This window comes from Streptomyces sp. NBC_01451 (genome assembly GCF_036227485.1).
Lineage (GTDB): Bacteria > Actinomycetota > Actinomycetes > Streptomycetales > Streptomycetaceae > Streptomyces.
In genome coordinates this window covers 3,376,150-3,400,229 of record NZ_CP109479.1, presented here as the reverse complement: position 1 = coordinate 3,400,229, position 24,080 = coordinate 3,376,150, and the positions used below count along the sequence as shown (strand labels likewise).

Here is a 24,080-nt window from a genome sequence, read left to right as displayed (position 1 = left end):
CTAGATGAGGGTGTCGGGGATGCGGTGGGGGTTGGGGCCGGTGCACTGGCATTCGTCGACCGGGCTCCATGTGGGGCAGGTGCTGCGCAGACCGGCGGTGTGGCCGCAGGGTGCGTTCCAGAACGACGCTTCGCTGTTGCAGCCGCATCTGTCGCGGTTGTGCCAGCGGGGTACGGGCTGGTGGCACCGTTCGCAGACGATGTAGGGGTTGGCGAGGTCGTCGTACACGTGCGTTCTGGTGTGTGTCACTGCCAGCCCTTTCGTGTGGTGCTCCAGGTGCTGTCTTGTTTTTCCGCGCGTTTCGCTGCTCGTCGTTCGCGGTCGCGGGCTCGAATGCAGGTGATGCACTCGCGCCGGCCGGAGTGCCAGCGGGTGTTTTCTTCGGTGTACTCGTGGCCCTTTGGGCAGTGGGTCTTTCGTGCGTTGCGGGCCGAGAAGGATTCGCCGCGGGCGACGTTCTCGGTGGCCGGTACGGGCTCCAGGTGGTCTGGATTGCAGCAGCTTCGAATTCGGCAGCGGTGGTCGACGTGCCAGCCCGGGGGGACGGTCTTTTGGTTGGCCAGTTCCCAGGCGATGATGTGGGTGCCTTTGGTGTGGCCGTTCGGCATTCGGAATTTTCCGTAGCCGTAGTCGTCCTTGGCGCCGAGCCAGATGTGGCAGTCGTCGAATTCGGTGCCGGGGTCGACCTTGTCGAAGAATCGTTTCGTCCAGTCGCGCTCGGCGGGTCGGCGGTGTGCGCTCACTGGTAGAGCCCCCGCTTGGCGCGGACCTTCTGCTCGTTGACGCTGCGGATGGGGCAGTAGTCGCAGAGGTAGCGCTGGTTGGTGGGGTTGGACTTGTCCCACTTCGGCAGGCCCTCGGCCTTGCGGTCGCCGGCGGTGGGAGGGGTGATGAGCTTCTTCTCCGAGTGGAAGTCGGAGCAGGTCTCGGGCCGGTGCCGGCTGCGCCAGCACTGCATGGCGTCGGCCTTGAGGGTGTCGACGGCCTGGTAGACCCAGGGCTCCATTCCGGTGGCGCCCTCCTGCTGCCAGACCCGCTTGAGGATCTCGTCGCGGATTTCTGCTGAGGAATGCCAGCGGTCCTCGTCTACGCCGTCGATCGGGTAGAGCCGACCGAAGTGCCGTTCACCGTTGGGGTACTGGTGCTTGGCTACGGCGTATTCGAGGACCGAGTCTCCGCGGGGATCACCCTGATATGCGGGAAGCACTTCAGTGGTGCGGCAGTCCTTGCAGAGGAGGAGGCGGATCTGCGTCATGTGGGGACGCTAATACCACCTATTTTTTGTCCAGAAATCCCAGGCTCCGCACGGGCTTCCGTACCTGGCGTTCATATAGGAAATCCCCCACCGCATCTGGGTGAGGGGATTGCTTTGCCAGTCGCTGCCGGCGGACGACATCTTCGATCCGGGCAGTGCCTGGAAGAGCCCGTAGGCGCCGGAGGAGGGGTTCGTGGCCCGGTGGTTCCATCCGCTTTCCCGGCTGACCACGTTACTCAGGCACTGGTACTGGGCGGAGGAGAGTCGGGAGCGTGCGTAGCCCTGGGCGCCGGAGACGGTGGCGGAGGGGGCGGCCAGGGTGGCGGCCTGCTGGCGCTGGGCGCTGCGGGCGGCTCGCTGCTCGGCCTGCCGGGCTCGTTCGCGCTCCTGTGCCTGTTCTCGCGCGTGTTCGCGGGCGGCGGCTGCTTGGGCTTCGGCGCGTTCGCGGGCCTGGCGTTCCTGCTTCGCCTTTTCGGCCTTCTGGACGGCCTGGAGGTGGGCGGCGGCCTGGGCGTTGGCCTGGGCGGTGATCGCGGCGCGTGTGTCGATGGTCAGCGGCCGGTCGAGCATGGTCATCGACGGGGCGGCGACGGTTCGCGGAGGAGGGTCTTCGGCGTCTGCTGGCTGGGCGAGGTACGCGGCCGTCAGGAGGAGGGTGAGGGCGGCTGCTGAGGCGACGCGGGCCTGACGCCAGGAGAGCGTGGGGAACTTCGGGCGGGACACGGGGGGACCTTTCAACGGTGACAAGACCCCGGCCATCCCGCAGGCGTTCCGGCGTCGGTCACCATAGAGGCCCCGAAAATGAATCAGGTAGCCGGCGGCTTCCCCCAGGGGGTCACCGTCGGGTCGGGCTTGGTGTAGGCGGGCGGGCGGGCCAGCCCCAGGAGCCAGCCGAAGGCGGGGCTGACCTTGGCTTCGAGCAGGCGGAACAGGCCGTAGTAGACCACCGCGAACACGGCGGCCAGGGACTGCGAGAGAGCCTGCTCATCGACGTCGATGTAGATGTGCGCGAGGAGCGCGCCCACCCAGCCGACGATGATGGGTACCGCGGTCCGCCACAGCGAGACCAGAACGTCGTACACGGTCATTTCGGGGCCGCTTTCTTTTCCAGGGCGACGATGCGCTTCTCCTGCGCCGCGACGAGCTTTTCAAGAGCTGCCACCCTCGTCTCGATGGTGGAAACCGGGGGAGGGGTGGGGGTGGAGGGGTTCCAGTTCGCCGAATGCTTGAGCCGCTCGGCGACGCGGTCGCGAATCGAGGGCATGGTGAACCCGCGAGGGTCGCTCTTGTCGTCGGACCACTCCAGGTGGCCGATGGCGGACTTGGCGCTCCAGCCGTGCGCGCGGCATACCGCGGTGGCGGCCCGGACGATGGCCTCCACCTGCTTGCTGGGCCATGGGTCTTTGCCGTCGCCCATGTTTTCGCACTCGAAGCCGTAGAAGTGGCGGTTGCCGTCCGTGCCGTCCAAGTTGCCCTTGGTCGGCTTGGTCGGAGCGGTGCCGTAGTTCTCGGCGGTGACCTGCTTGAGGACGTTCGGGTCGCCTCCGCCGGCGTGGTTGGTGCGGCCGTAGCCGACGAGGTAGACCACGCCGTCCTTGCCGATGACGCCGTGGCAGAGAGGGCCGGGGAGTCCGGAGTAGCCGTCGCGGCAGATGGAGACGGAGTTCTGAGTGCCCCGGGTCACGGTGTGGTGGATCAGGACGCCGTGGACAGGGCCCCAGGGGCGGGATTCCGCGGTGCGGGTGTGGGTGCGCCAGGAGCCGACCTCGACGACGGTGATGCCCTCCGCGCGCAGGGCGTTGAGGAAGGCGGTGGCGGTGAGTGGGGGGGCCATCAGCTCACCCGCTCCGGCCAGGCCCACTTACCCGGTTCCTCGCCCTCCGAGCGGGAGGTCGCCCAGAACACGTCGTTGCCGTCGAGGAGGACTTGCAGGTTGACCGAGCCGGTCCAGACACGGACGACGATGGCCGGGAAGATCTGCCCTTCGGCGACGTCGTTGCCGAGGTGGGCGATCGTGCCGTCTTCCTGGGCGTAGGCGCCGCTCGTGTAGGCGTCCTTGCGGCGCTTGTTGATCCGGACCGCGTCGTCTGCGGAGGCGCGGTAATGGACGTTGCGGCCGAGGGTGGGGGGTTGGGGCACTGTCTGCTCGTTTCCTAGGAGGCGGGGGTGGTGCCGGTGACGGCCGGCGTCGACTTGGAGCCCTCGCCCGCCGAGTTCACGGCCGCGACCTGGATGGAGTAGGCGGTGTCCGGGCTGTAGCCGGTGAGGTTGGCCGTGACGGTGGGGGCGGTGATGGTGGCCTTGACCGTGCTGCCGTCGTAGACCTTGTAGGAGGTGACGGGTGGGTTGGCGCCGGCGGGGGCGGTCCAGTTGACGGTCATGCCGGTGGTGGTGACGTTGGTGACGCCGACGCCGGTGGGGGCGCCCGGGGCGGCCGGCGTGGGCACTGTGCCCGTGAGCGCTGTGGAGGCTGCGCTGACGCCGACGCTGTTGCCGGCGGCGACCGTGAAGCTGTAGGTCTGCGCCGCGGTGTACTGGAGCGTGACGTGCGGGGCGGTGCCCAGGGGGGTGTAGACGACGGCGACCTTGCGGGTGCCGTCGTACACGGCGTAGTACTCCGGGGCGCCGTGGGTGGAGTCGATGGTCGGCGGGGTGATGGTGAGCTTGACCTGGCCGCCCACGATCGGTGTCGTGGTCAGGGTGGGGGCGCCCGGGGTTCCGGGGGCGACGGTGGAGGCCGGGATGGTGCCGCGCAGTGGGGTGGAGAACTCCGAGACGGCGGTGCCGTTGTCGTCGGTGCGTACGGCCCGTACCTTCAGCGCGAACCGGCGGCGCGGGGCGGTGTAGTTGGGCGTGGTGTAGGTGACGGTGGTGGCGTTCGCGCCGGGCTGGTTGACCTCGCCGAGCTTGACGTCGGATTCGTTGAGCCCGATGCGGCTGGGGTCCATGGCCTCGGTGGTGTCCTGGCTCGTGTTGTCGAAGATCTCGTACTTGGTGACGTTCGCGATCTTCGTCCAGTGGAGCTGGATTCCACCGCCTGCGGCGGAGGTGATGACCGGCAGCGGGGCCGCGTAGGTGACGTCGTTCGGGGGCCGGGGCGGAAGGGTGAGGTGCTTGAACTCGTAGCCCACGGCCGGCGTGGTGACGGTCAGCGGGTCCGAGGCCGGCCCGTACTCGCCGGCCTGGTTGTGGGCGGCGACGGTGAAGGTGTACTCCGTCTCGGGTTCGATCTCGGTGAGCACCGGGTTTTCCGGGTCGGTGTTGTCCCAGTACTGGGTGATCGTGGCCGAGGACTCGCTGCCGGGCTGGTAGATCTCGCCGTCACCGTTGACGGTGACCAGGTGCCCGGCCACGCCGATGCCCTGGAGGCCCCGGACGCCCATGTAGTAGCTGTCGTCGAGGTCGGCGGCCATGTCGCCGATGTTGGAGCGCCAGAACAGCAGCACCTTGTAGGGCTCCGTGACGCCGTGGGAGTGCGGGTCGCCCTCCTGGTCGAGGTACCACAGCGGCTTGGGCGGAACGACCTGTTCGCCGTAGTCCTCGGGGCGAGCCGCTACCCGCGCGTCCGGGGTGAGCGGGGGGTTGACCAGGCCGACCGGGCTGCCGGGCTCGGCAGTCAGGGGACCCGTGGTGTTGAGGTTCCACTTCTCTTGCGCCATCAAGACGGCCTTTCACGTCGTGACTCAGACCTGCGCGTCGTCGTCGCTGTCATCGTTTTTCGCCGCCCTTCTGCGGGGGCGGGGGACCGGCTCGGGGTCTTCCGGCAGGTACTTGGCGATCACCCGGAAAATGACGAGGCCGATGGCGCTGACGAGGATCGAAAGCATCTGCGCCGCCACGTCGGACATCGTCATGGGCCCTCCCGCCGGTATCGGAGCCACGCCGAGAACGCGGCCAGCGAGATGCCGATGAACGAAACGACGTTGGCGAACTGCATCCACGCAGTCGCGGGGCTGTTGAACAGGCTGATCGAGGCGAACGCCAGGAGATACGCGCCGAGATACCCCATCAGTCGCAGGCTGGACGTCTTCACCGAGTACACCGCCGAGACCACTCCCAGAGCGACACCGAACGTGGTGTAGATGAGGGCGATGTAGTAGGCGCAACTGTCGCCCGGTGCGTCGACCACCGAGAACGGCGTTGAACCCAGGGCCTTTTGCAGCGCGGCGGCAGCGGTGAAGAGGCTCAGGCCCACGCCGAGCATGCGCTTTGTGAAGGCCGGTGGGTAGACGAGTACTTCGTAGTCGCGGTTCACGTCACATCCCGAAGTAGATGTGCGCCGGCGGATTCGGCACATAGCCGGGCGTCCGCGTGGCGATGCCGTCCGGGCGCCGCTTGACGGGCGTCTCATGCACGCCGTACCAGAGGTCGTTCAGGTCCTGGCGGACGGCGTAGGTGGTCGGCTCGACGCCTCCGCCACGGTCGGTGCTGATCTTCTTGTAGGTGCCGTCCGTCAGACCTTCGTTGAGTTCTCCCGCCAGAGGGCGGTTCGGTGCGTAGCTCATACCGGCGGGGCCTTTCTGCTCTGGTTGGCGCGGCGGCGGGCGCGGAATGCCGCCCACCTCGTCTTCAGCCGCTGGAAAACGGAGGCCAGGAAGCTGGACAGTGCTCGCATGCTCATTTCTTCTCTCCGAGCCGCCGGACGGCCGGTGCCGCCCGCTTTTTCGAGCCGCCGGCCGGGACCCCCTTGGCCATGGGCCGCCCCGCCGTGACGCCGGCTTCGAATTCCGACCGGGCCGACGGCGGCCTTGGCGAGTACCGGCCCACGGTGCGCTGGTCCTGGAGGTTGTTCTTCGTGCCGACGACGCCGCTGCTGTTGTCTCCGCGGCCGTGCTTACGGCGGTCGGTGAGGCTGGTCGCCTTGGGCATTTCAGATCACTCCCAGCGCTGGAAAAGAGGTCCCGGAATACCCGGACTGGCGCTGCGAAAAGTCCACGCGGGCGCCGGGGTACACGTCGTCGAGGCGTGCGATGTCCGTGATGGACAGCGTGTGTTGGGCGTATCCGAACCGCGGCGGTGTCCTGCCGATGTTCGGGATGGGCGGCTTCATGCGGCGAACGGCGTCCGGAGGCATGTCGGTCCACTCGCGCAGAGCGTCGCTGACCTGCTGCTCCCGGGCACTGGACCAGGGCCGGCGGGCGTAGATGGAGTCCTGTTGCAGCACGGCCGTCACCTCCAGGCCGGCTGGAAGCGCAGGAGCTGCTGACGGCGCTGCTCGTTGACGGCCGTGTAGGAGGGGGTGATCTCCTGCGTGTAGACCCGCTGTGCGGTCGCGAACCGGGCCTGGGTCGACACCAGCGTCTCGGACTTGCCGTCGTTGACCAGCGGCGAGCCGATCATCGAGCCGCGCTGCGTCCAGCGCTCGCCACGGGCCTGGGCCTGGAGGGCGGCGGCCGGGTGGACGTCCGTGGTCCAGTAGTAGTCGGCCGGGTCGACCCTCTCCCCCTTGTGCACACCACGCTGGTACGACCGCTGCGTGGCCCTGTTCCCGATGTTGTTCAGGAGCCGGTCCTGACGGCGAGTGCCGGCCCCGATCGTCCCGAGGTAGCCGTCGGGGTACTCCGCGCTGGGCACGTGGCCGGTGTCCATCAGCCGCCGCGCGTCGAGGATGTCCCGGGCGCCGGACATGAGCGTGCCGCCGGAGCCGCCGGTGTACGTGATCGCCCCGCCCACCGGAGCCTGGTAGGGCGGGTTGTACATGATGTTGGAGTTGGCGCCTGCGCGGTTCATCGCATCCACCCCTGATTCGTCTTGTAGCGGGGGTTGCCGGAGCGCTTGGGGTCGGTGGCGGGCCGGCTGATGGACTGAAGGGCCTTGGCGGCGACGAAGACGCCGACGCCTGCCGCGCGGCCGGCGCGGGCCATGCCCGGGGAGACGCGGCGGGTGCCGCTGGTAGGGGTGGGCGGGGCAGGCGGCCGGGCCGGCGAGGTCGGGCGCGGGGGGATGGTGGAGGGGGCGGGCTCAGGCGGCGCCGGGGGCGGGCCGAACCGCATGCTCGCGCTGCGGTACGCCAGGCTGTTGACGGGCGCCCGGCGTCCGGGCCCGCTGGGGGTGTCAGGCGTCCGGGGCGGGGTGAGGTCGGGCACCGAGCTGGGGTCCACGCGCGGGGGTGTGCGGGTGGCTTGTGCGGCGCGCTGCTGGGCCTGGGTCGCTCGGGCCTCTGCCGCACTCTGGCGGTGGGCGGCGGCCTGGGCGTTGGCCTGGGCGGTGGCCACGCGAGCCGTGCGGGCGTCGGCGCGGGCAGCGGAGATGTCGGCGCGTGCCTGGGCGGCCGGGGTGAGCCGGGCGGGGCGGGCTGGGGCGGCGGGCGGGTCGGGAAGCTGGGGCTGTGTCCAGCCGCTGGGCGTGCTGGCGGGCTGCGGGTCGCTGGCCGGCTGGGGCCGCGAGACGCGGTAGGGCCGCATGGGGCGCTCCCCGAAACCGTCGAACGAGTTCTGGCGGAACTGGTCCGGGTTGAACTCCGGCATGGGGGTCACCTCCCTGTGGTGGCTCCGTGGGCGAACTCGGCGGTTGCGGTGCTGTTGTGGGGTGCGGCGGCGGTCGTGGTGCTGCCCGCGTTCGTCGGTGGTGCGGGGGCGAGGGAGCCGTCATCGGTCGTGCCGGTCATGCGGATGGCGCTGCGGAAATCGGCTACCGGGCTGGGTGAGGTGACTGCGGTGCTCATGAGCGCAGCCACCCCGACTGGTCGCCTCCGGGGGCCTGTGGGCTCCCCTGCGACCGGTTGCTGCTGCTGGAGAACGCGTTGGCACCGGCGTTGGCGAACTGGGCGGCGGACAGCAGGCGGCTCCCCGAGCTGGCGCTGGTGGTGCCGGCGCTGATGGAGCCGCTCGACGCGGCCGAGGTCACGGCCGAGCGTGAGGCGGTGGTGGCTGCACCGCGGGTTGCGGTGGACAGCCCGACCCTCCCGGCGACGCCGGCGAGCAGAGGCCACATGGTCAGCCTCGCTTCCCGGTGGCCGCGCCCCCGGTGAACTGCTCCTGGCTGCCGAAGGCGCTGGGCATGCGGTAGCGGCCGGTGGTCGCGCAGCAGACGCAGCCGGGTCCGTGCAGGGACCGCTTTACCTGGACGACGCCGGCCGGGCCGAAGGTCTCGGCGGCCGAGGCCGTGCGGTTGCTGCGGTGCGTGTTGCGGCCGAGATCGCCGTCGCCAGACTTCGACATGCCCTGGCGGCTGACGGTCTGACCGTTCTCGGGGCGAATCCAGGTCACTCGGTGCAGCTCGTCGCCCATGGTGGGGAACTGACCCGTGGACAGCGGGCCGCCGAAGCTGGTCTTACCTCGGCTGGGGGGAGTCCAGTGCGTCATGATCTTCCTCCGCGCGGCGTTGCGTGGCCCGGGGGAGTCAGAACATGAGCAGTGTGTGAGTCAGCAGTGAGTGGGCCTGATGTGGCGAGTTTAGGTCTCGGATTTTCGGGCCGATATTCACGTGCCCATCACGCGGATTGAGATGCCCAGGATCTCGCCTTCCGGAGTCTTGCTGCGGAAAAAGGTGATCTCCTCGATCAGCCTCGTTCCGAAGGAAGACACGAACGACTGGGCGATGGGGATAGCCTTCACGGACTGATTGATGGCGCCGGCGCCAACGGCCTTGAGGACGACCTGATGGCCGGACTTGATTGCGTGGGCAATCGCGGAGCCAAGCTCTGGAGGCGGAGTCACGCTCTTGACGCGGAACTCCTTCTCCTTCACCTCGGCGGGCTGAGTCTGCACGACAAATACGCTCCCTGCATTTTAGAGCTGATGCAGGGAGCGTATGGCGGAAGAATTACCGTGCGTTATGCGGCGTTCTTGGCGCGGGTCTTCTTCGGGGGGTTGCGGATCGTGTCGAGGACTTCCTGCTGGAACTTCAGCTCCGGCGGCTCCGGGGTGGCCAGGGCGTCGGCGATCCGGGCCAGCGTGTAAGCGTCGGCCGCGTCGTTGCTGGACGGCTCGTGCTGCCAGCGCATGTACACCGCCAACATGATTTTGTCCTTGTCCGCCCTGCCGCTGCCGGTCACGAACTTTTTCGCGGTGGTCGGTGCGACGGCGTGGATACGGCGTTCGAGGTGCATGGGGAACTGCGTGGCCAGGGCGAGCTTGAGCGCGCAGCCGAGTTCGCCCAGCTCCTCCCGCCTGAACTTGGAGCCGTAGGAGTAGCCCTCGTAGCAGATGTGGGTGATCTGCCCGAGGCGCTCGATGGCGGCGAAGTGCTCGCGCAGCATGGCGTTCACGGTGACGAGGCGCGGGATGCCGGTGCCGACTTTCTTGGGTGAGAAGTCGAGGACGGTCTCGGATGCGCTACCGGTGGTGGCGTCGTAGTGGACGACAGCGCAGCCGGAGTAGGACTGGTCGATGCCGATGGAGATACGCGGCATGTCAGGTCCCCCACTTGCTGTAGCGGCTGTCGGCGCCGGAGTTCTGGCGGCGGGAGAGGTCTCGGGAGCAGAACTGGGCGCGGGCCTCTGCGTTCTTGTGGACCATCTCCAGGCCCTCGGCCAGCGCCAGGGCGTCGAGGTGGCGCTTCTCGTCCTCCTGGACGTGGTCGTCCGCGGCGGCAGCCGCTTTCCGGCCGGCGACCGTTTTCTCGGTGGAGGCGGCGAGCGCGGCGCGGGCGCTGCTGTAGTCGAGGTTCTGCTTGGCGGCGCGGACGTTGGTGCGGGCCTCGACCAGGCGCATGGCGGCGTAGGCGGTCCAGCTCACGTACTCGCCGTACAGCGTCATGAGCTGGCGGTCGTCGAGGGAGGTGATGTCCGCGGGGAGTTGCGGCATGAACCCGTCGGGCTTCTCCTCCTTTTCGAAGCCCAGCTTTTCCAGCTTTTCCCAGAGGTCGTCGGCAGCGCTCACTTGACGTACTCCTTGAATGTCAGGCACGCAGGGCAGCCGGAGCGGCCGTTGATGTTGCAGAAGGGCGGGGTGTCCGTCTGGAGGCAGTCGACGATCGCGGCGGCGGCCTCGATGAGCGGCTCGCTGAATGACTCGTCGTAGGTGACGGTGAAGGACTTCGTTTCCTGGGTGGATTTGAAGTCGTAGAAGAACACCGTGCGGTCACACGGCAGATCCTCGAAATGGTTGGCCAGGTACATGTAGAGCTGGGTCTGGCGTACCGCGGTGGGCAGCGGCCGGCGGAAGTCCCGCCAGAGCCGGGTCAGGTCGTGGACTTTGCCGTGCTCGGTTTCGGCTTCGTAGCGGGCCAGGAATTCGGGCCGCTCGAACCGCAGTGAGCCCAGACCGAGAGTCTTGATCTCGATCAGGGCGCCGTCCTGGGGGGCGTAGCCGTCCGCCTTGCCGCCGATCCGCAAGGGGTGGGCGTTCAGGGGGACTTCGGCGTACTGAAGGGCCGCGGGGGGTGCGTCGCATTCACCGCAGCCGTCAGGGGTGGTGTCGCACCAGAAGACGTCCTCGCAGTACAGGCAGTACCAGTCGCCGGCGAGGCGCCCCATCTCCTTGAGCCACTGCTGCCACTTGGCGTGGGTCTGGTGGCCCTCCTGGAAGATGTTCTCGCGGGTGAAGGTGGTCCGTTGCCGGTCCGGAGACTCGGCCAGCAGCCGCAGGCGGTGGAAGGCGGCGAGGTGGCACCAGTCGCTCTTGATCATCTCGCTGGGGTGGAGGACGTCCTGCCTGCGGCCCGACGGCTTGGCGGCCTTGTCCAGGACGTACTTTTGGAGGTCTCCGAAGAGGGGCTCGGCCAGCTTCGAGGCGGCGATGTACTCGGTGAAGGCTGGGCCGCCCTTCACGACGCGTGGGGCCACTGGGTCTCCTGCTGCTCGGGGGTGACGTCGCCGCTGGGCGGATGCCAGGTCCAGCGCTCAGGCATGGCCGGGTAGCGCATGCGCAAGGCGAGCCGGGCTTCGGGGGTCATGCCGCCCCAGATGCCGTAGTTCTCGCGGTTGACCATGGCGACGTGGAGGCATTCGGCGCGGCGGGGGCAAATGGCGCCGTCGTACGTGCCGTTGCACACGTCGAGGGCGAAGGACTCGTCGGAGAAGAAGATGTCGCGCCGGCGGCTGGGGGTGAGGGACTCGTCGCGGCACTTGGCTTCCCCGCGGTGGTGCTTGGGGGACCAGTCCGGGGCATTGATGACGGCGCGGATTCCCATTAGGTGTCCGCCTCCAGTTCCAGGAAGCGCAGGAAATTCGCCTCCGAGATGACGACCCAGTTCCGGCCGCACATCTGGATCGCGAAAGCCATCTCCCGCATGTCGAGGAGGGCGTGCCTTTCGGCGGACAGCAGATCCCGGTTGGTGAGTGCAAACCGGGCTGCCCCGGTCGTTTTGCACTCGATGGACCACTTGGTGTTCCGGACGTCGTTTTTCACCGCCCACCCGTTGCCGGAACCGGCCGTGGTGAAGCCCTCGACCTTGCGGGCGAGTCGCTTCTCCTGGTCGCGGGAGGCTTTGATGCGGCGGTCCATCAGGCCGCCCCGGGCTGCACCAGGGCCAGGACGTCCGCGGCGATCTGCTCTTGGAGGTCGAGGTCTTCCAGGAAGGCCGCCCGCATCTTTTTCTCGCCGTGCCACTGGTGGCCGGCGTACTTGTACCAGGTGCCGTCGAGCTTGATCAGGCCGTACAGGATGCCCATGGTGACCATCTCGGCCGCGGTGTCGTAGTCGCCCTTTTGGATGCCGGTGGCGGAGTCGGCGAAAAAGAAGCGGACGGTCGCGACCTGCTGGGGTGCGGCGGACTTGGACTTGATCGTCTTGAGCTTGATGACCTGACCGACGCGCAGGCTGCCACCGCCGGGGCGCTTCTCATCGATCCACTCCGTGCGGCTGGCCTCCAGCCGGGTGTAGTACGCGTAGTTCTTCGCCCGGCCCCCGGGGGAGGTCTTCGGTGTCATGCCTGCCGGTGACCACCCGCCGATCTGGTCCCGCCACTGGTTGATGATCAGCGCCAGGAGGGGGCGTTCGACGTCGACCAGGCTGCGGCGGGTGGCGGAGCCGGCCTTGCGGAAGAACCTCCCGGTGACCCTCGCGCCGGCGGAGATGGTGGCCTGGTCCATCTCTTTCTCGGCCTCGTCGTCCGCGACGAGGGCGGGGTAGGAGTCGAGGACCACTGCGTCGAATGCGCGGGATTCCGCCGCGTTCAAAAGGGCGGTGTAGGCGTCCTCCATCGCATTCGTGGAGTAGACCGCCACCCGGTCGACGTCCACGCCGAGCGCGGAGGCCCATTCGATGTCGTAGTGCTCGGCGGCGACCCAGAACGTTTGGAATTCCGGGTCTCGTTGCTGGTTGGCTGCGATCGTCTTGTGGACGATCGTGGTCTTCCCCGAGGACTCGGCGCCGAGGATCTCGTTCCACTGGTTGGCCGGCCAGCCCCCGCCGAGCATGACGTCAAGGCTGAGCGACCCGGTGGTGAAGCGCGAAAGCGTGGGCATCGTCGAGGCGACAATGACCGAGCCGGGGCCGTGTTTTTTATTGATCTGCGCCATGACGGCGCGGGCCTCATTGCTGAGCGGCATACGACGACCGTATGGACCGAAAAAATGACCGCACAGCGCCAAACGGGTGGCCTATTTTCTATTTACGGGCAGCCCGCCGGTTCATCGTCCGTTCCGACGCAGTGATACACCCGCGGATCGCGGGCCGTGTCCACGGCCGACCAGATGCCGAGGACCGCTCCGGCGACGAGACACACGGTGGCGCCGAGAAGGAGAATGCGGCTCACATCCGGCCCACGATGACGTCGGGCCGGTATCCGGCGCCCTTCGGCTGGTGCAGCGAGGCCCTCGCCGGCGCGTCCCGGTTGGAGATGGCCACGCCCTGGGTGGAGTTCTGGACGGGGTAGTGGCACTGGTTGCACCGGGCCTGGGCGTTGACGGTGGGCCGCCAGTACTCGTCGCTGCCGCAGGAAGGGCAGCTCTCGTGGGACTTGGCCGACTGCGCCTTCGTCGTCCGATAGGCCGCCTGGGGCTGCTGTGCGGGCTGCTGCGGCTGTGCCGGGGGCTGAGCGGGGCCGTAGGTGGGGTGGGCCCACCACGGGGCGCCCGTGGGCGTGAGGCCGGCCTGGGGGGCGGCCGGCGCGGATGCTGCTCCGCCTGCCTCACGGAGCTTGTTGAGCCAGAAGTCACTCATCTCGAAACTCCCAGGGTTCCCTTTTCGAGTAGGTGGCCGATGACGGCGGCTACCGCGGTGCGGCTGACGGCCGTGAACATGTCGCGTTCCGGGTCGTCCTCGTCGATCTCGCAGTCCTCGCCGTCCCGGTTGAGGCACGCCAGCCGGTACAACATGTCGGCCGCGATATCGGCGTGGGGGAAGACTTCCTCGGCCACCCTGTTGAACGCTTCGATCCGCATGTGCGACTGGTAGTGCTCGACCTGGTCCACTTCCGGACCGGCGGGCACCAGGCCGAGCATCCGGCACACCTCGTGATAGTCGCGGCATGGGACGACGTCGCGCAGCATTCCACGGAAGATGGCCGGTGCTTCGGAGACTGTTTCGGGCATGCTGCCAGAGTAGATCGAATGATTATTTGGCTTCACTCCAGCGATTGCAGATTTTCACGTCCGTGGTAACGGGCACGGAAAGGAGCTGCATGTCGGGGCCAGCCATCGCGTCGTGCAGCACCTTGGCGCCCTCTTCCGCGATGTCCACCGGGCACATGGCAGCGATTTCGTCGTGGACCGTGAGCAGGATCTGCATTCCGGGCAGGCGGCTCTTGTTCAGGCGCACCAGGGCCAGCTTGGTGATGTCCGCGTTCGAGCCCTGGATATGGCTGTTGACGACCTGGCGCTCCGCCTTTCCGCGGCGGCCGTGGTCGTGCGACAGCAGGTCGGGCAGGCGGCGCTTGCGGCCCAGCAGCGTGCGCAGGTACGGCTCCGGCCGGCGCGAGCGAACCGTGCGCAACAGGCGCTTCTTGTAGGCGTAGACCTCGGGGAACTGGCGCTCGTGCTCGGCCAGGATCTGCTTCGCGCGGCGCAGCGTGGTGTGGGACATGTCAGCGACTTTTTGAGGGCCGGCGCCGTAGTTGATTGCAAACGCAATCGCCTTGGCGACCTGTCGCATCTGCTTGGTGACGTCCTCGGGTGCCACGCCGAACACGGCGGCGGCCGTGGCGGTGTGCGCATCGACGCCGTCCCAGAACCCCTGCCAGAGCGCACCCTTGCCCGCGAAGTGCGCCAGGATGCGTTGCTCGATCTGGGCGTAGTCGGCGACCAGGAGGCAGAAGCCTTCGAGCGGGTCGATCAGGTCGCGGATGGCCTTTCCCCACTCGGTCTCCGCCCTGGGCCAGTTCTGCACGTTGGGCCTGGAGCTGCTGAAGCGGCCGGTGACCGTGCCGTACTGCTTGAGGATGGGGTAGATCCGGCCGCCGAAGATCTGGGTCGGTTTGTCGTCCTCGGGGTTGCCCAGGTAGCCCTCCACGTAGGTGGAGAGGATCTTCGAGACCTCCTGGTAGGAGAGGATCGCGTCGACCACGTCGTTGCGGCCCTTGTACGGCTCCAGGGCTTCGGCGTCGGTGCTCGGGGCGCCCTTTTTCGTAAGTTTCCGCGGGCGCAGACCCTGCTCCTCGTAGAGGATGCGCTGCTTCTGCGGGGTTGAGCCGATGTTGAAGACCTTGCCGGCCGCCCGGTAGACGTCCCCCTCGCACTGAGTCATGCGCTCGCGCAGCGAGGCGCGGAGCTGCTCCAGGGCCTTGATGTCCACCGGGACGCCGGCCGAGCCCATGTGGAGGAGACAGGCGAGGACGTCCATCTCCAGGGCCCACATGTCCTCCAGGCCCTCGGCGGTGATGCCGGGCCGGATCTTGAGCCACTGGAGCCAGGTGGAGGCCGCGTCCATGTACGCGTAGTCGGCCACCGTGCCGAAGCCGTGTTTCTCGATGCAGCGGCCGACCTCTTCCAGGTCGTAGACCAGATTCCAGCGCTCTTTGTCGAGGGACTTGAGACCGATGGGCCGGTTCTCGTTCAGCATCCACGCGCCGACGATGGTGTCCCCGTACGGCGGCGGGGGGTATTTCCCCTTGTAGTACTTCGCGACGCTCAAGAGGTCGAAGGGCGCATTGTGGGCGACTTTCATCCGCTCGGAGAAAAGCAGCTCCTCCAGGGCGTCGAACACGGTGCTGGGGCGGAGCTGTGGTGGCGGCTCCTCCCACTCCGCGGCGAGGTGTTCCCACTCGCCGGTGCGTTTGTTCTTCCGCCGGGTCGCCTTCCGCAGCAGGTGGTACCCGTTGGGGTGCCCCATGGGAATGACGACGGTGCGGCCGTTGGTGGCGAGCGAGATCCATACGACCTCGTTGACGGCCGGCACTCCGCGGTGCGCGCCGGTGGTTTCGACGTCGAATGCGAAACCGTCCTGGTTCCTGAAGTGGGCGATGGCGTCTTCGAGTTGGACAGTGTCGGTGATGAGCTGCACGAGTACCCCGGGCCGGTGAGGAGACGGGAAAGCCCGCGCCGGCAGAAGCGAGGGAAACGGCCGGCGCGGGCAGCTTTCGGGGGGTGGGGACGGTCAGGCGTCGTCCATCAGCAGGCGGACGATCTCCTCCATGGCGTCCTCGTCGAGCGCCTCCTTGACCTTGTCGCCGTACTCGTGGCACTCGGCCTGGAAAGCGCGCAGCTCTTCCTCACCGAGCGGGGCGACGTTGTACTCCTCGTCCAGGTCCCGCTCCTTGACCCGCTCCAGGGTGTACTCGACGCTCTTTTTCTTCGTCTCCTTGCGGATGGTGAAGTACAGGTCAGGGCGGTTCAGGGGGCCGCGCTTGTCGTCGGACGCGATCTCCTTGAGCTGGCGGGCGATCTTGATTCCGACGTCCCAAACTTTCATGACCGGGACTTCCGGGTCCTCCAGGGAGACGACGTCGAAGCAGGCGCTGAACCGCTTGGCCTTGTCGCCGATCTGGCACAGCGGGCAGGTCGCGTTGCCCCAGCAGCGGATGGACTTGGAGCCGTCCTCGATCTCGTCGATCCAGTGGCTCGCGAACACGTCGAACGGGCCGTCGCCGAGGATCTTGATGACCATGCGGTTCTCGTTGACCTTGAGGTACAGGTCTCCACCGCCGGCCGCGGAGGCGACCTTGTCGACGTCGTCCCAGCCGGCCTGGGTGGTGGAGGCCGCGCCGGTCTTCACCACGCGGCCGGTGATGACCTCCCGCCGGGATACGGCGGTCTCGGAGCTGGCAGTGCGGGCCGGCTTCTCGGCCGCCGGCTTGGCGGCGGGGACGGCACGGCGACGGCCGTAGGTACGGGCTTCGGGCATGAGTCAGCTCCAGTCTTCAACGGGTTCTGGCAGGACGGCACGCGTTTGCCTGAACAATTCGTGGCAGCGAGCCGGGAATTGGGTGTGCGAGATGAATCGCTTCGTCCCGGAGAGGACGCCCTCTTCGTAGGCGATGACGACGACGCCTTCGATCTGTCGCCGCGTGTATAGGCGGCGGCGGCCGTTCTTGGATTCGCTGTTGTAGATCCAGGTGGCGCCGGGGAAGTGGCCGAGGGATTCCCACTTGTAGAGCGTTTTGGTGGACCGGCCGAGTGCTGCGGCCATGTGGCTGATCGCGAAGAACTCGCGGAACTGGCCGTTGATTTTCTTGTAGACGGGGTCCTCGTCCCAGCGGGCCACCTCCCCGACGCTCGGGCTCTGGACGGGGTGGGGAACTCCGAGGGGGCGTGCCGTTCCGGGGTAGACGTCGAGCGGCTGCCGCGGAGGGCCGATCACGAGGTCAGTCCGCGGAACGCGTAGGTCTCCCGCTGGACGAGGATCTCGTCCATCTCGGCCTCGCTCAGGTGGCCTTCCTGGAGCAGGACGTACAGCTCATCCGCGTCCAGGGTCGGCACGGGCGGGAAGGCCCGGCGGTACAGTGCCTCGCTCTTGCCCTTGAGAATCCGCTCGGCGGCTTCCTCGTCGGCGACGACGGAGACGCGGCGCTCCCGCTTGATGCGGATGTACTCGTGGTCGCCGGCGGGCACCGGGAAGGGCAGATCGAGGTACTGGCTTCCCTTGTGGTCGGTGTAGCCGCGCTGTTCGACCGCGCCGGAGACTTTGTCGCGGAGCTTGTTGAGCCGCGATGTCTCTTCGGTTACCTGGGCCTTGAGGACAGCCCACTCCCGGAACACCGGGATGATCGGGTCGAACGGAATTCGCTGAGGCTGCGGGGCGGCCGTGGGATTGTTTTCTTCAGGCACGCAGTGCTCCCGTAGGGGTTAAGCGAAGGAGCTACTCCATAGCTCCGTGCCGTTGACCCTACGAGCGGAAAAAATGACCGCCAATCGGCCAAACGAGTGCCCTCAGAAGCTATTTCCGATGTGGTCCGAGAGGCTTTCCACATCCATGTCGATGGAGTGGGTGCCGCGGCCGTCGATCACGGCCTGGGAGAGGTTCTGGCGCAGCCGGAGCGTGGCTTGCACCCGCTCCTCGATGGAGTTCTCCACCACCAGGTTGACCACGTGTACCCGCTCGAAGGTCGAGCTGGCGCGCACGTGCCGGGTGTTGCGCTGGGCCAGGAGGCCGTTGCTGTAGGGCAGGTCGTAGTTGATGAGGTACTGCACCTCGGGAAGGTCGAGGCCGTACCCGCCGGCGTTTGTCGAGAGGAAGATCCGGCAGTCCGGGTCCGTCTTGAATTTGGCCAGCGCGGCGGCCTTCTTGTCCGCGGTGAGCTGGCCGTGGAAGTGGACGAGGTCGCCGTGCTTTTCGAGCCGCTCGGACAGGTAGGGCAGCATTTTCCGGTAGTCCGTGAAGATGGCGACCTTGGCGCCTTCGTCGACCATGACGGCGACCAGGTCGTCCAGGGCGTTCAGCTTGGGGGAGTGGTTGAGGTCGGGCAGATCGGTACGGCTGGCGGCGAACTGGGCGGCGTACTCCGATCCCTCGGCCTTGGTCTCGTGGTAGGCGACCGCGGAGTCCATGAGGAGCTGTGGGTGGTCCAGCAGCAGCCGGGCCGCTTGGATGCGCGCCATGACCTTGCCCTGGGCCCCGAAGCCGGCCTCGGGGCGGACGCCGGCGTAGTAGGCGGCGACGTCCAGCTCCTGGCCGGCCTCCGCCAACTCGTCCATCGCCTGCTGGAGGTCGAGGAGGATGGCCTTGTAGACGGCCTTGGTCGTCTTGTCGAGCTGGACCGCATGGGTTGTCTCGGTGACGGCCGGCAGGTACTTCGCGACCTCGGGGTCCAGACGCGACTTGCGGATCATCGCCTTGGACAGGTTGCGGTGCAGCAAGTCCAGGTTTTTGTAGCTGGTCACGCCGCCGAACCAATTCCTGTTGATGTAGCTCTTGTCGAACAAGTCCCAGCGTCCGAGGATTTTTTCGTTGACCCACTCCATGATGGAGAAGACCTCTTCGGGCCGGTTCTCCACGGGAGTTCCCGTGAGGGCGACGCGTACCGGCGGCCGGAGTTTCTTGATGCGCTTGGTCGTCTGGGCCGCGAAATTCTTGATGGCGGTGGCCTCGTCGAGGACCAGGGCGTCGGCCCAGACGGCGCACAGGTGCTTCCAGTCGTGCAGGACGGCGCCGTAGGAGGCGATGACGTAGTCCGCGTGCTGGGCTCTCTCCCACTGCTGCTCGCGCTTGGCCGGCGGGCCGTTCACGATCACGCACACGTCCTCGGTGGGGACCGTGAGCTTGGCGCCGCGGACCTTGAGGGTGCGCTTGGGGGCGTCGGTGAACGCGGCGATGGCCTGGGCCCACTGGAATTTCAGGGAGGAGGGCACGAGGATGACGATGCGTCGGATGTCGCCGCGGCCGAGCATCTCTTCCAGTGCGGCGATGGCCATGACCGTCTTGCCGGTGCCCATCGAGTAGGCGACTAGGAGGCGGCGGTCGGACAGAATCCGGTTCACGCCGTCGTGCTGGTACGGGTGCAGGGTTCCGGTGAACATCAGCGCCTCCTGCGCCACGGGTAGTGGGCGCCGGCGTAGGCGGACTTCGCCGCCTCGTCGTCCATGTCGCCCAGGTCTTTCGCAGGGGTTCCGGCGTAGTCGAGGAACCGCATCGGCAGTCCGCGCGGGCGCCAGCGCTGGTAGAGCCGGTCGCGCGAGGTGTTGCCGGCCGAGTCGTTGTCGAGGCCCAGGACGAGCGTCGTGCAGCGGGCCTTGATGAGCCGCATCTGCATCTCGGAGACATGCGCGCCGAAGGATGCGAATGCCCCTTCGATGCCCAGCGAGTGGGCGCGCACGGCGTCGAGCGGTGATTCCAGCAGCAAGGCTGTGGGGCCGTGCCACGCGAAGTCACCGAAAAGGGTGCGAGACTTCAGAATTCCCTTTGGGTAGTTTCGGAAAAACCGTTTCCCCTTCTCCTGCCAGCCCCACAGCTCGCCTGTCATGGGGTTGCGGATTGGAAGAATCCAGTGCCCCCTCCCCGGGTTCCACAGCACACCGAAGGCGGCGCACGCCTCGGCGGTCAGTCTCCGCTTGGCAAGGGCCTCGGGGGGAGGGGGCACGAAAAGCGCAAGCGCAGCTTCAGTGATCCGCTCCTCGGGCTCCTTGCGCTCGGGCTGATCTTCGTGGCGTGTGCGGTATACGCCGTGGCGTGCGATCCAATGCCACGCCTCGACCCGCGCGAACCCAAGGGTGTCTTCCACCAGGTCGACGAACGCCCCGGAGTACCCGCACGAAAAGCAGTTAAAGAGCCCCGAACGGGAGTTGACCGAGAACGACGGCCGGCGGTCCGCCTTCCCGGTCAGAGCAAGGTGGGCGGGACAACGAGCAAGAAACTCCGTTGAGTCGTCCCCACTCACCTCCCGCAGTACCTCGACACCGAGCCGGCCCATCGCGCCGGCGACGTCGGCCGGGACGGGGTTCGAGTAGGCGGCGAGCTGCGCCCAGACGTCAGTAGGGGAGTTCGTCTTCAACGTCTTCCTCCTCGAACGCGGGAGGGTCCCAGGAGATGGAGATGAGGTTTTCCTGGGGCGGTGCGTTACGGGAGGCCAGGACTTTCATGCGGTAGCAAAAGTCCTCGTCGGTGGCCTCCATGCCGACGACCAGGTCTGCGTCCTGGCCCCAGGCGGAGGTGTAGCCGAGGCTGTTCACGGTCAGACCTTTGGCGCCGACCTTGTGAGACAGCGACTGGGTGGTGACGACGACCGGAAGGTTGTTGTTCAGCGCGAGTTTCTTCAGGCCGCGGCTGATGTTCGTCAGCGCGAGAGGTGTCCCCGACTCACGGGAGACCTCGTCGAAAAGGAAGTACGCGCCATCGACAAAGACGACGCTGGGCGAGAGCTGGTCGATCTTCGCCTGGATACCGGTCAGCGTCATGACGCCGGCGCGGTCCTCGGTGACGATGTACGGCTGGTCACCCAACGGGTCCTTCAGTGCCGCTTCCAGCGCTCTCCACTCGCGGGGGCTGAGGTCACCGGTCTGGAGTTTCTTCGGGTTGACCTGGGCGAGGAACCCGTCGAGGCGCCGGGCGATTTCGGCGTACGGCATCTCGAAGGAGATGAGCAGCGGCCTGGCGCCGTAGTCGTACGCGCTGCGGGTCATGCCGAGCATGACCGTGGTTTTGCAGCTCTTGGCCAGGCCGGTCAGCACGATCATCTGCTGCGGCTGAACGCCCAGCGTCACCTTGTCCAGGAACCTGAAGCCCGTGGGGATGCCGAGGAGTTGGTCCGGGTTGTCCCGTGCCTGCCGGTACAGGGCCAGACGGTCTGTGCCGGTGGCGGCGTAGTCGATTTCGCGGGAGGTGGCGGAGGTGGTGGTGGCGTGCGCGAGCATCATCCGCAGCAGCGGCAGCGCTGCCTCGGAGCCGTTCTTGTCGAGGGCCTCGGCGACCGCGTCCAGGCCGAGGTCGATGATGACCCGCCGGCGGGCCTCGTGCAGCTCCCGGATCAGGTAGTCGAGGGGGCCGGAAGAGTCCTCGTGGAAGGTGAAGTTCGGGTGGTCACGCACGATGACCTCGGGCGTGGGCGGCTCCCCGTAGTCCGCCCGGAAATTCACGATGTCCTGGAAGACCTTGCGGTTGGCCGGGTCGAGGAAGTGATCAGCCGTGATGCGCGCTTGGGTGACCTTTTCCAGGTCCCCCGTGAGGGCGATGTAGCTGATCACCTCCTCTTCGATGGTGCTCACGAAATGTCCACCAGGGTCAGCGGCCCGACTTCATCTTCGAGGTCGCCCAGGGCGATGGGGCCGTGGCATTCGTCGTCCACGACGGGCTCGAAAGTCACCTCGGGCATCTCGCCCTCGCGGGCGCGGATGACGACCGCCCACCCGCGCAGAGGGAGATATTCCATGTCGGACGCGCCGGACTCGTGGCGGAACTGGCAGGTCTTCCCGGTGGTGTCGGGGATGAGCTGGGCGACGATGCGGTTGCTGTCCTCGGGGGGGATGCGGTAGTTGATCACACGATCTCCAGCAGTGTCAGAGGCCCGACTTCCTCTTCGAGGTCGCCGAGTGGGACGGGGCCCATGCACCGGTCGTCGACCACCGGTTCGACGGTGAGGCGGGGCAGCTCGTCGGCTTCGAATGTCACGACGAGGGCCCAGCCGACCAGGGGCAGGGAGTCGTAGCCCTCCAGCCCCAGCTCGGAGCGAAAGAGCCCGGTCTTGCCGAACCTGTCTGGGATGAACTGGACGGTCTCGCGGCGGAATGCGCCCGGCGGGCGGTAGTCGTTCACTCAGACCACCTGGCCCATCAGTTCGCAGTGGCGCGGGTGGACGTAGATGCCCCGGGGCCCGTAGCGCAGCGTGTGCTCGGGCAGCGAGTGGAAAATATGGGCGGTGCCCAGCAGGGTGAGCAGCCGAGCCATTTCGTTGGGTGTGGTGACGACCAGCCGACTGGTGGGGATGGATTCCGCATCGACGCGGACGGCGAGGTCGCCGGCCAACTCTTCGGGCAGGTAGGTCACCAGGGCCACGTTCACGTCGCGCTGCCACAGTCGCCACAGCTCGCCGACGGCCTGTTCGTTGGTCTCCTCGAACAGGTCCAGAGCGCTCCGGCTGGCGCGGTTCCAGCGCAAGCGCCTGCGGAATCGTTTCTCCGTGTAGCTGGGGCCGGGGAGTCCGATCAGGCCCTCCCACACGACGAAGACTTCGGTGGGGATCGGCTCGTCGTCGGCGAGGTCGGCGTACCCGATCACACCGCTGCCCTCCGCGTGACCTCTCCGACGAAAACGGTCCGGCGGGTGCAGCGGTCCATGAAGGAGCGCAGGGGCTTGGAGTAGCGCTGCGCCCACTCACTGCCGCCCAAGTTGGTGGTGATGAGGGTGGGCAGGCCCTCGTCAAAGCGCTGGCGCAGCAGCTCGGAGAGGGTGTCTTCGGCGTATCCCGTGCTGGTGGTGTGCTCCTGCCCGACGTCGTCGAGGAGGACCACGTCGGCCCATTCGACGCGCTCGACGGAGTACGTCATGCGCGACACTTCCTCGGGGTTGGCGTCTCCGCCGGCCTTGAGCAGCGCGATCTTGCGGTCCACGTGGGCCGGGAAGCGCGAGTAGTAGACGCTCACGTTCCAGCGGCGGCGCAGCTCGCACAGGACCGCGGCGGCGAGCGTGGTCTTCCCCGTGTTCGGAGGGCCGGCGAACATCAGGCCCTGGCCGAAGATGTTGGGGTTGGTGGGCAGGCCCTTCCAGTTCTTGTCCTGCTGGCCGCGGAACTGGTCGACGTAGGCGCGGGCGTTCGCGAGGGCCTGGGGGTGACTGGGGCCCATCTCCTCGACGTCGTTGAGGGTGATGCCGCGCAGGCGGGGCGGGATGCCGGTGCCGACCCAGCGGGCGCGCTCGGGGTCCATGGGGCGCGTGATCATGACTTCTCCCAGGAGGCGACGAACGCCTCGTCCTCGGTCTTGCTGGTGCAGGCGGTCTCGGTCCAGCTCTGGTAGTCGGCGTCGGTGCGGGTCACGCCGGAGTTACGCAGGGCCGCCAGGAGCTGGTAGCGCTGCCACTTGAAGTCCCAGATGTAGGGGCGCTGGGGCCGGCGGTCGCCGAGCCGGGTGACGTAGAGGTCCACCAGGGCGCGGCAGTCGTCGGGGGTCAGGCCGACGCTGTGCCGCAACTCGCTGAAGACCGTCATCAGCGCCTGGCGGTTGCCGATTTCCAGGCCGCCGGCCCAGCTCAGCGGGGGGCAGGCGCGGGTGAAGTAGTCGGCGAGGCCGGCGACACTGTCGGGGCCGTACGCGCGGCCCCTGGTGCGCCTCTCACGGCGCGGGGCGGGCTCGGGCGGGGTCCAGGCGGTCTGAGGGGCTGGAGAGGGCTCTGAGGCGCCCTGGAGGAGTTTCCGGGCACAGGCTGTGGTGTCGAATTCGGAGTCGGGGTCGATCTGGCGTCGAGCCATCGCGGTCTCCTGCTGGTGTGGCGGTCCAGAAGTGCACGCGAACGAATGTTCGCGGGCAGCTAATAGAAACCGAAGGTTTCTATTTAGCAGTTCTCTTGCTTGAGCTGGTGCTTTCGCTTGAGCGTGCATGTGCGCGCTCAATGCGTCAGTTGATACGTCAGCCCAGTTACTCGCTTTCGGACATGCTCTCCTCCAGCCTTCGGTTGGATTTCACGAGCATCTGGATAGCGCAGTCCACGAGTTGGTGGTGCGGCATCCTCGCCTGCTCCATGCGAAGCAGACCGAAGGGACTCTCCACGCAGACGCTGCCTACTCGAACCTGGGTCTCTGTCTGAGCGCCCGGCCAGGCGAGAATGCGCACAAGTCCGATGGTGCGCAGGTCACTTAGCGCCCGAGTGGCAGTGCGGAGGCAGACCTTCATCTCGTCCGCGAGATCCTGCTGGGTGACGTAGGCGCACGACCAGCCGGTGTCCTGGTCGTAGCGACTGCTCTTGTGCGTAACGAGGTTGGTGTACGCCGTGCGAGCCCTTTCGGGAACTCGGGCGAGAATCTCGTCAACGGGAATTTCTAGGCTCATGCTATTCTCCCCGTGGAATGAGTTGAATTGGCGTGGCAGCCAGAACGAACGGCCCCCGGCGGAATCCGGTCAATGTCCGCCGGGGGTCTTCCG

40 protein-coding genes are annotated in these 24,080 nt (G+C 67.4%); all 40 read right to left on the bottom strand.

The window, feature by feature from the left end; translation table 11 throughout:
- Nucleotides 1–249 carry a hypothetical protein gene (locus tag OG595_RS14740; RefSeq protein ID WP_329272074.1) on the bottom strand — a complete coding sequence of 83 codons (249 nt, stop codon included), beginning with the start codon at nucleotides 247–249 and terminating at the stop codon, nucleotides 1–3.
- The gene (locus OG595_RS14735) at nucleotides 246–743 is read right to left on the bottom strand and encodes an HNH endonuclease signature motif containing protein (protein WP_329272072.1); all 498 of its coding nucleotides are present in this window, start codon (nucleotides 741–743) and stop codon (nucleotides 246–248) included. Before OG595_RS14735 ends, OG595_RS14740 begins: the two co-directional genes overlap by 4 nt.
- A complete protein-coding gene (locus OG595_RS14730) occupies nucleotides 740–1,255 on the bottom strand; it encodes a hypothetical protein (protein WP_329272070.1) in 516 nt (171 codons plus the stop codon). Before OG595_RS14730 ends, OG595_RS14735 begins: the two co-directional genes overlap by 4 nt.
- Nucleotides 1,256–1,264: 9 nt before the next feature.
- Nucleotides 1,265–1,978 (bottom strand): transglycosylase SLT domain-containing protein, encoded by a 714-nt coding sequence (locus OG595_RS14725; protein WP_329272068.1) that lies wholly within the window; start codon nucleotides 1,976–1,978, stop codon nucleotides 1,265–1,267.
- 83 nt (nucleotides 1,979–2,061) lie between these two features.
- Entirely contained in the window at nucleotides 2,062–2,343 is a 282-nt protein-coding gene (locus OG595_RS14720; RefSeq protein ID WP_329272066.1) for a hypothetical protein, read from the bottom strand.
- A complete protein-coding gene (locus OG595_RS14715) occupies nucleotides 2,340–3,089 on the bottom strand; it encodes a peptidoglycan recognition protein family protein (RefSeq protein ID WP_329272064.1) in 750 nt (249 codons plus the stop codon). Before OG595_RS14715 ends, OG595_RS14720 begins: the two co-directional genes overlap by 4 nt.
- A complete protein-coding gene (locus tag OG595_RS14710) occupies nucleotides 3,089–3,394 on the bottom strand; it encodes a hypothetical protein (protein WP_329272062.1) in 306 nt (101 codons plus the stop codon). Before OG595_RS14710 ends, OG595_RS14715 begins: the two co-directional genes overlap by 1 nt.
- A gap of 14 nt (nucleotides 3,395–3,408) precedes the next feature.
- Nucleotides 3,409–4,914, bottom strand: coding sequence for a fibronectin type III domain-containing protein (locus OG595_RS14705; protein ID WP_329272059.1), 1,506 nt, complete (start codon nucleotides 4,912–4,914; stop codon nucleotides 3,409–3,411).
- Nucleotides 4,915–4,938: 24 nt separating this feature from the next.
- The gene (locus OG595_RS14700) at nucleotides 4,939–5,109 is read right to left on the bottom strand and encodes a hypothetical protein (protein WP_329272057.1); all 171 of its coding nucleotides are present in this window, start codon (nucleotides 5,107–5,109) and stop codon (nucleotides 4,939–4,941) included.
- Nucleotides 5,106–5,510: a hypothetical protein gene (locus tag OG595_RS14695; RefSeq protein WP_329272054.1), complete on the bottom strand. Its 405-nt coding sequence runs from the start codon at nucleotides 5,508–5,510 to the stop codon at nucleotides 5,106–5,108. Before OG595_RS14695 ends, OG595_RS14700 begins: the two co-directional genes overlap by 4 nt.
- A 1-nt stretch (nucleotide 5,511) precedes the next feature.
- On the bottom strand, nucleotides 5,512–5,760 hold the full coding sequence (locus tag OG595_RS14690) for a hypothetical protein (protein ID WP_329272053.1): 249 nt from the start codon (nucleotides 5,758–5,760) through the stop codon (nucleotides 5,512–5,514).
- 112 nt (nucleotides 5,761–5,872) lie between these two features.
- The gene (locus OG595_RS14685; protein ID WP_329272050.1) at nucleotides 5,873–6,124 is read right to left on the bottom strand and encodes a hypothetical protein; all 252 of its coding nucleotides are present in this window, start codon (nucleotides 6,122–6,124) and stop codon (nucleotides 5,873–5,875) included.
- 1 nt (nucleotide 6,125) lies between these two features.
- Nucleotides 6,126–6,419, bottom strand: coding sequence for a hypothetical protein (locus tag OG595_RS14680; protein ID WP_329272048.1), 294 nt, complete (start codon nucleotides 6,417–6,419; stop codon nucleotides 6,126–6,128).
- 5 nt (nucleotides 6,420–6,424) lie between these two features.
- The gene (locus OG595_RS14675) at nucleotides 6,425–6,985 is read right to left on the bottom strand and encodes a hypothetical protein (RefSeq protein WP_329272045.1); all 561 of its coding nucleotides are present in this window, start codon (nucleotides 6,983–6,985) and stop codon (nucleotides 6,425–6,427) included.
- Nucleotides 6,982–7,722 carry a hypothetical protein gene (locus OG595_RS14670; RefSeq protein ID WP_329272043.1) on the bottom strand — a complete coding sequence of 247 codons (741 nt, stop codon included), beginning with the start codon at nucleotides 7,720–7,722 and terminating at the stop codon, nucleotides 6,982–6,984. The genes OG595_RS14675 and OG595_RS14670 overlap by 4 nt, the downstream gene beginning before the upstream one ends.
- Before the next feature lie 5 nt (nucleotides 7,723–7,727).
- Nucleotides 7,728–7,919, bottom strand: a complete 192-nt coding sequence (locus OG595_RS14665) for a hypothetical protein (RefSeq protein WP_329272040.1) — start codon at nucleotides 7,917–7,919, stop codon at nucleotides 7,728–7,730.
- The gene (locus OG595_RS14660) at nucleotides 7,916–8,188 is read right to left on the bottom strand and encodes a hypothetical protein (protein ID WP_329272039.1); all 273 of its coding nucleotides are present in this window, start codon (nucleotides 8,186–8,188) and stop codon (nucleotides 7,916–7,918) included. The genes OG595_RS14665 and OG595_RS14660 overlap by 4 nt, the downstream gene beginning before the upstream one ends.
- 2 nt (nucleotides 8,189–8,190) lie before the next feature.
- Nucleotides 8,191–8,559, bottom strand: a complete 369-nt coding sequence (locus OG595_RS14655) for a hypothetical protein (RefSeq protein WP_329272037.1) — start codon at nucleotides 8,557–8,559, stop codon at nucleotides 8,191–8,193.
- A 117-nt stretch (nucleotides 8,560–8,676) separates the two neighbouring features.
- Nucleotides 8,677–8,964, bottom strand: a complete 288-nt coding sequence (locus tag OG595_RS14650) for a stage V sporulation protein S (RefSeq protein ID WP_329272035.1) — start codon at nucleotides 8,962–8,964, stop codon at nucleotides 8,677–8,679.
- Between the two features lie 65 nt (nucleotides 8,965–9,029).
- The gene (locus OG595_RS14645; RefSeq protein ID WP_329272033.1) at nucleotides 9,030–9,608 is read right to left on the bottom strand and encodes a hypothetical protein; all 579 of its coding nucleotides are present in this window, start codon (nucleotides 9,606–9,608) and stop codon (nucleotides 9,030–9,032) included.
- Between the two features lies 1 nt (nucleotide 9,609).
- Nucleotides 9,610–10,077 (bottom strand): hypothetical protein, encoded by a 468-nt coding sequence (locus OG595_RS14640; RefSeq protein WP_329272030.1) that lies wholly within the window; start codon nucleotides 10,075–10,077, stop codon nucleotides 9,610–9,612.
- A complete protein-coding gene (locus OG595_RS14635; protein WP_329272028.1) occupies nucleotides 10,074–10,982 on the bottom strand; it encodes a hypothetical protein in 909 nt (302 codons plus the stop codon). Before OG595_RS14635 ends, OG595_RS14640 begins: the two co-directional genes overlap by 4 nt.
- Nucleotides 10,964–11,329 carry a WhiB family transcriptional regulator gene (locus tag OG595_RS14630; RefSeq protein ID WP_329272026.1) on the bottom strand — a complete coding sequence of 122 codons (366 nt, stop codon included), beginning with the start codon at nucleotides 11,327–11,329 and terminating at the stop codon, nucleotides 10,964–10,966. The genes OG595_RS14635 and OG595_RS14630 overlap by 19 nt, the downstream gene beginning before the upstream one ends.
- On the bottom strand, nucleotides 11,329–11,643 hold the full coding sequence (locus OG595_RS14625; RefSeq protein ID WP_329272024.1) for a hypothetical protein: 315 nt from the start codon (nucleotides 11,641–11,643) through the stop codon (nucleotides 11,329–11,331). The genes OG595_RS14630 and OG595_RS14625 overlap by 1 nt, the downstream gene beginning before the upstream one ends.
- Nucleotides 11,643–12,689, bottom strand: a complete 1,047-nt coding sequence (locus OG595_RS14620; RefSeq protein ID WP_329272022.1) for a hypothetical protein — start codon at nucleotides 12,687–12,689, stop codon at nucleotides 11,643–11,645. The genes OG595_RS14625 and OG595_RS14620 overlap by 1 nt, the downstream gene beginning before the upstream one ends.
- 202 nt (nucleotides 12,690–12,891) lie before the next feature.
- On the bottom strand, nucleotides 12,892–13,302 hold the full coding sequence (locus OG595_RS14615) for a hypothetical protein (RefSeq protein ID WP_329272019.1): 411 nt from the start codon (nucleotides 13,300–13,302) through the stop codon (nucleotides 12,892–12,894).
- Entirely contained in the window at nucleotides 13,299–13,631 is a 333-nt protein-coding gene (locus OG595_RS14610; RefSeq protein WP_329272018.1) for a hypothetical protein, read from the bottom strand. The genes OG595_RS14615 and OG595_RS14610 overlap by 4 nt, the downstream gene beginning before the upstream one ends.
- 64 nt (nucleotides 13,632–13,695) lie before the next feature.
- Entirely contained in the window at nucleotides 13,696–15,579 is a 1,884-nt protein-coding gene (locus tag OG595_RS14605; protein ID WP_329272016.1) for a DNA polymerase, read from the bottom strand.
- A gap of 93 nt (nucleotides 15,580–15,672) precedes the next feature.
- The gene (locus OG595_RS14600) at nucleotides 15,673–16,419 is read right to left on the bottom strand and encodes a hypothetical protein (RefSeq protein ID WP_329272014.1); all 747 of its coding nucleotides are present in this window, start codon (nucleotides 16,417–16,419) and stop codon (nucleotides 15,673–15,675) included.
- Nucleotides 16,420–16,422: 3 nt separating this feature from the next.
- Nucleotides 16,423–16,779, bottom strand: coding sequence for a hypothetical protein (locus OG595_RS14595; protein ID WP_329272012.1), 357 nt, complete (start codon nucleotides 16,777–16,779; stop codon nucleotides 16,423–16,425).
- 92 nt (nucleotides 16,780–16,871) lie between these two features.
- Nucleotides 16,872–17,342 carry a hypothetical protein gene (locus OG595_RS14590; protein ID WP_329272010.1) on the bottom strand — a complete coding sequence of 157 codons (471 nt, stop codon included), beginning with the start codon at nucleotides 17,340–17,342 and terminating at the stop codon, nucleotides 16,872–16,874.
- Between the two features lie 102 nt (nucleotides 17,343–17,444).
- Nucleotides 17,445–19,031 (bottom strand): DEAD/DEAH box helicase, encoded by a 1,587-nt coding sequence (locus tag OG595_RS14585; protein WP_329272008.1) that lies wholly within the window; start codon nucleotides 19,029–19,031, stop codon nucleotides 17,445–17,447.
- Nucleotides 19,031–20,002, bottom strand: a complete 972-nt coding sequence (locus OG595_RS14580; RefSeq protein ID WP_329272005.1) for a toprim domain-containing protein — start codon at nucleotides 20,000–20,002, stop codon at nucleotides 19,031–19,033. The genes OG595_RS14585 and OG595_RS14580 overlap by 1 nt, the downstream gene beginning before the upstream one ends.
- On the bottom strand, nucleotides 19,980–21,212 hold the full coding sequence (locus OG595_RS14575) for a DnaB-like helicase C-terminal domain-containing protein (protein ID WP_329272002.1): 1,233 nt from the start codon (nucleotides 21,210–21,212) through the stop codon (nucleotides 19,980–19,982). The genes OG595_RS14580 and OG595_RS14575 overlap by 23 nt, the downstream gene beginning before the upstream one ends.
- Nucleotides 21,209–21,487, bottom strand: coding sequence for a hypothetical protein (locus OG595_RS14570; RefSeq protein ID WP_329272000.1), 279 nt, complete (start codon nucleotides 21,485–21,487; stop codon nucleotides 21,209–21,211). The genes OG595_RS14575 and OG595_RS14570 overlap by 4 nt, the downstream gene beginning before the upstream one ends.
- Nucleotides 21,484–21,759 carry a hypothetical protein gene (locus tag OG595_RS14565; protein WP_329271997.1) on the bottom strand — a complete coding sequence of 92 codons (276 nt, stop codon included), beginning with the start codon at nucleotides 21,757–21,759 and terminating at the stop codon, nucleotides 21,484–21,486. The genes OG595_RS14570 and OG595_RS14565 overlap by 4 nt, the downstream gene beginning before the upstream one ends.
- Nucleotides 21,760–22,221: a hypothetical protein gene (locus OG595_RS14560; protein ID WP_329271995.1), complete on the bottom strand. Its 462-nt coding sequence runs from the start codon at nucleotides 22,219–22,221 to the stop codon at nucleotides 21,760–21,762.
- Nucleotides 22,218–22,883 carry an AAA family ATPase gene (locus tag OG595_RS14555; RefSeq protein ID WP_329271993.1) on the bottom strand — a complete coding sequence of 222 codons (666 nt, stop codon included), beginning with the start codon at nucleotides 22,881–22,883 and terminating at the stop codon, nucleotides 22,218–22,220. The genes OG595_RS14560 and OG595_RS14555 overlap by 4 nt, the downstream gene beginning before the upstream one ends.
- Nucleotides 22,880–23,410, bottom strand: coding sequence for a hypothetical protein (locus OG595_RS14550; protein WP_329271990.1), 531 nt, complete (start codon nucleotides 23,408–23,410; stop codon nucleotides 22,880–22,882). The genes OG595_RS14555 and OG595_RS14550 overlap by 4 nt, the downstream gene beginning before the upstream one ends.
- Nucleotides 23,411–23,576: 166 nt before the next feature.
- Complete coding sequence (locus tag OG595_RS14545) at nucleotides 23,577–23,987, bottom strand: hypothetical protein (protein WP_329271987.1); 411 nt, start codon at nucleotides 23,985–23,987, stop codon at nucleotides 23,577–23,579.
- Between the last annotated feature and the right edge of the window lie 93 nt (nucleotides 23,988–24,080).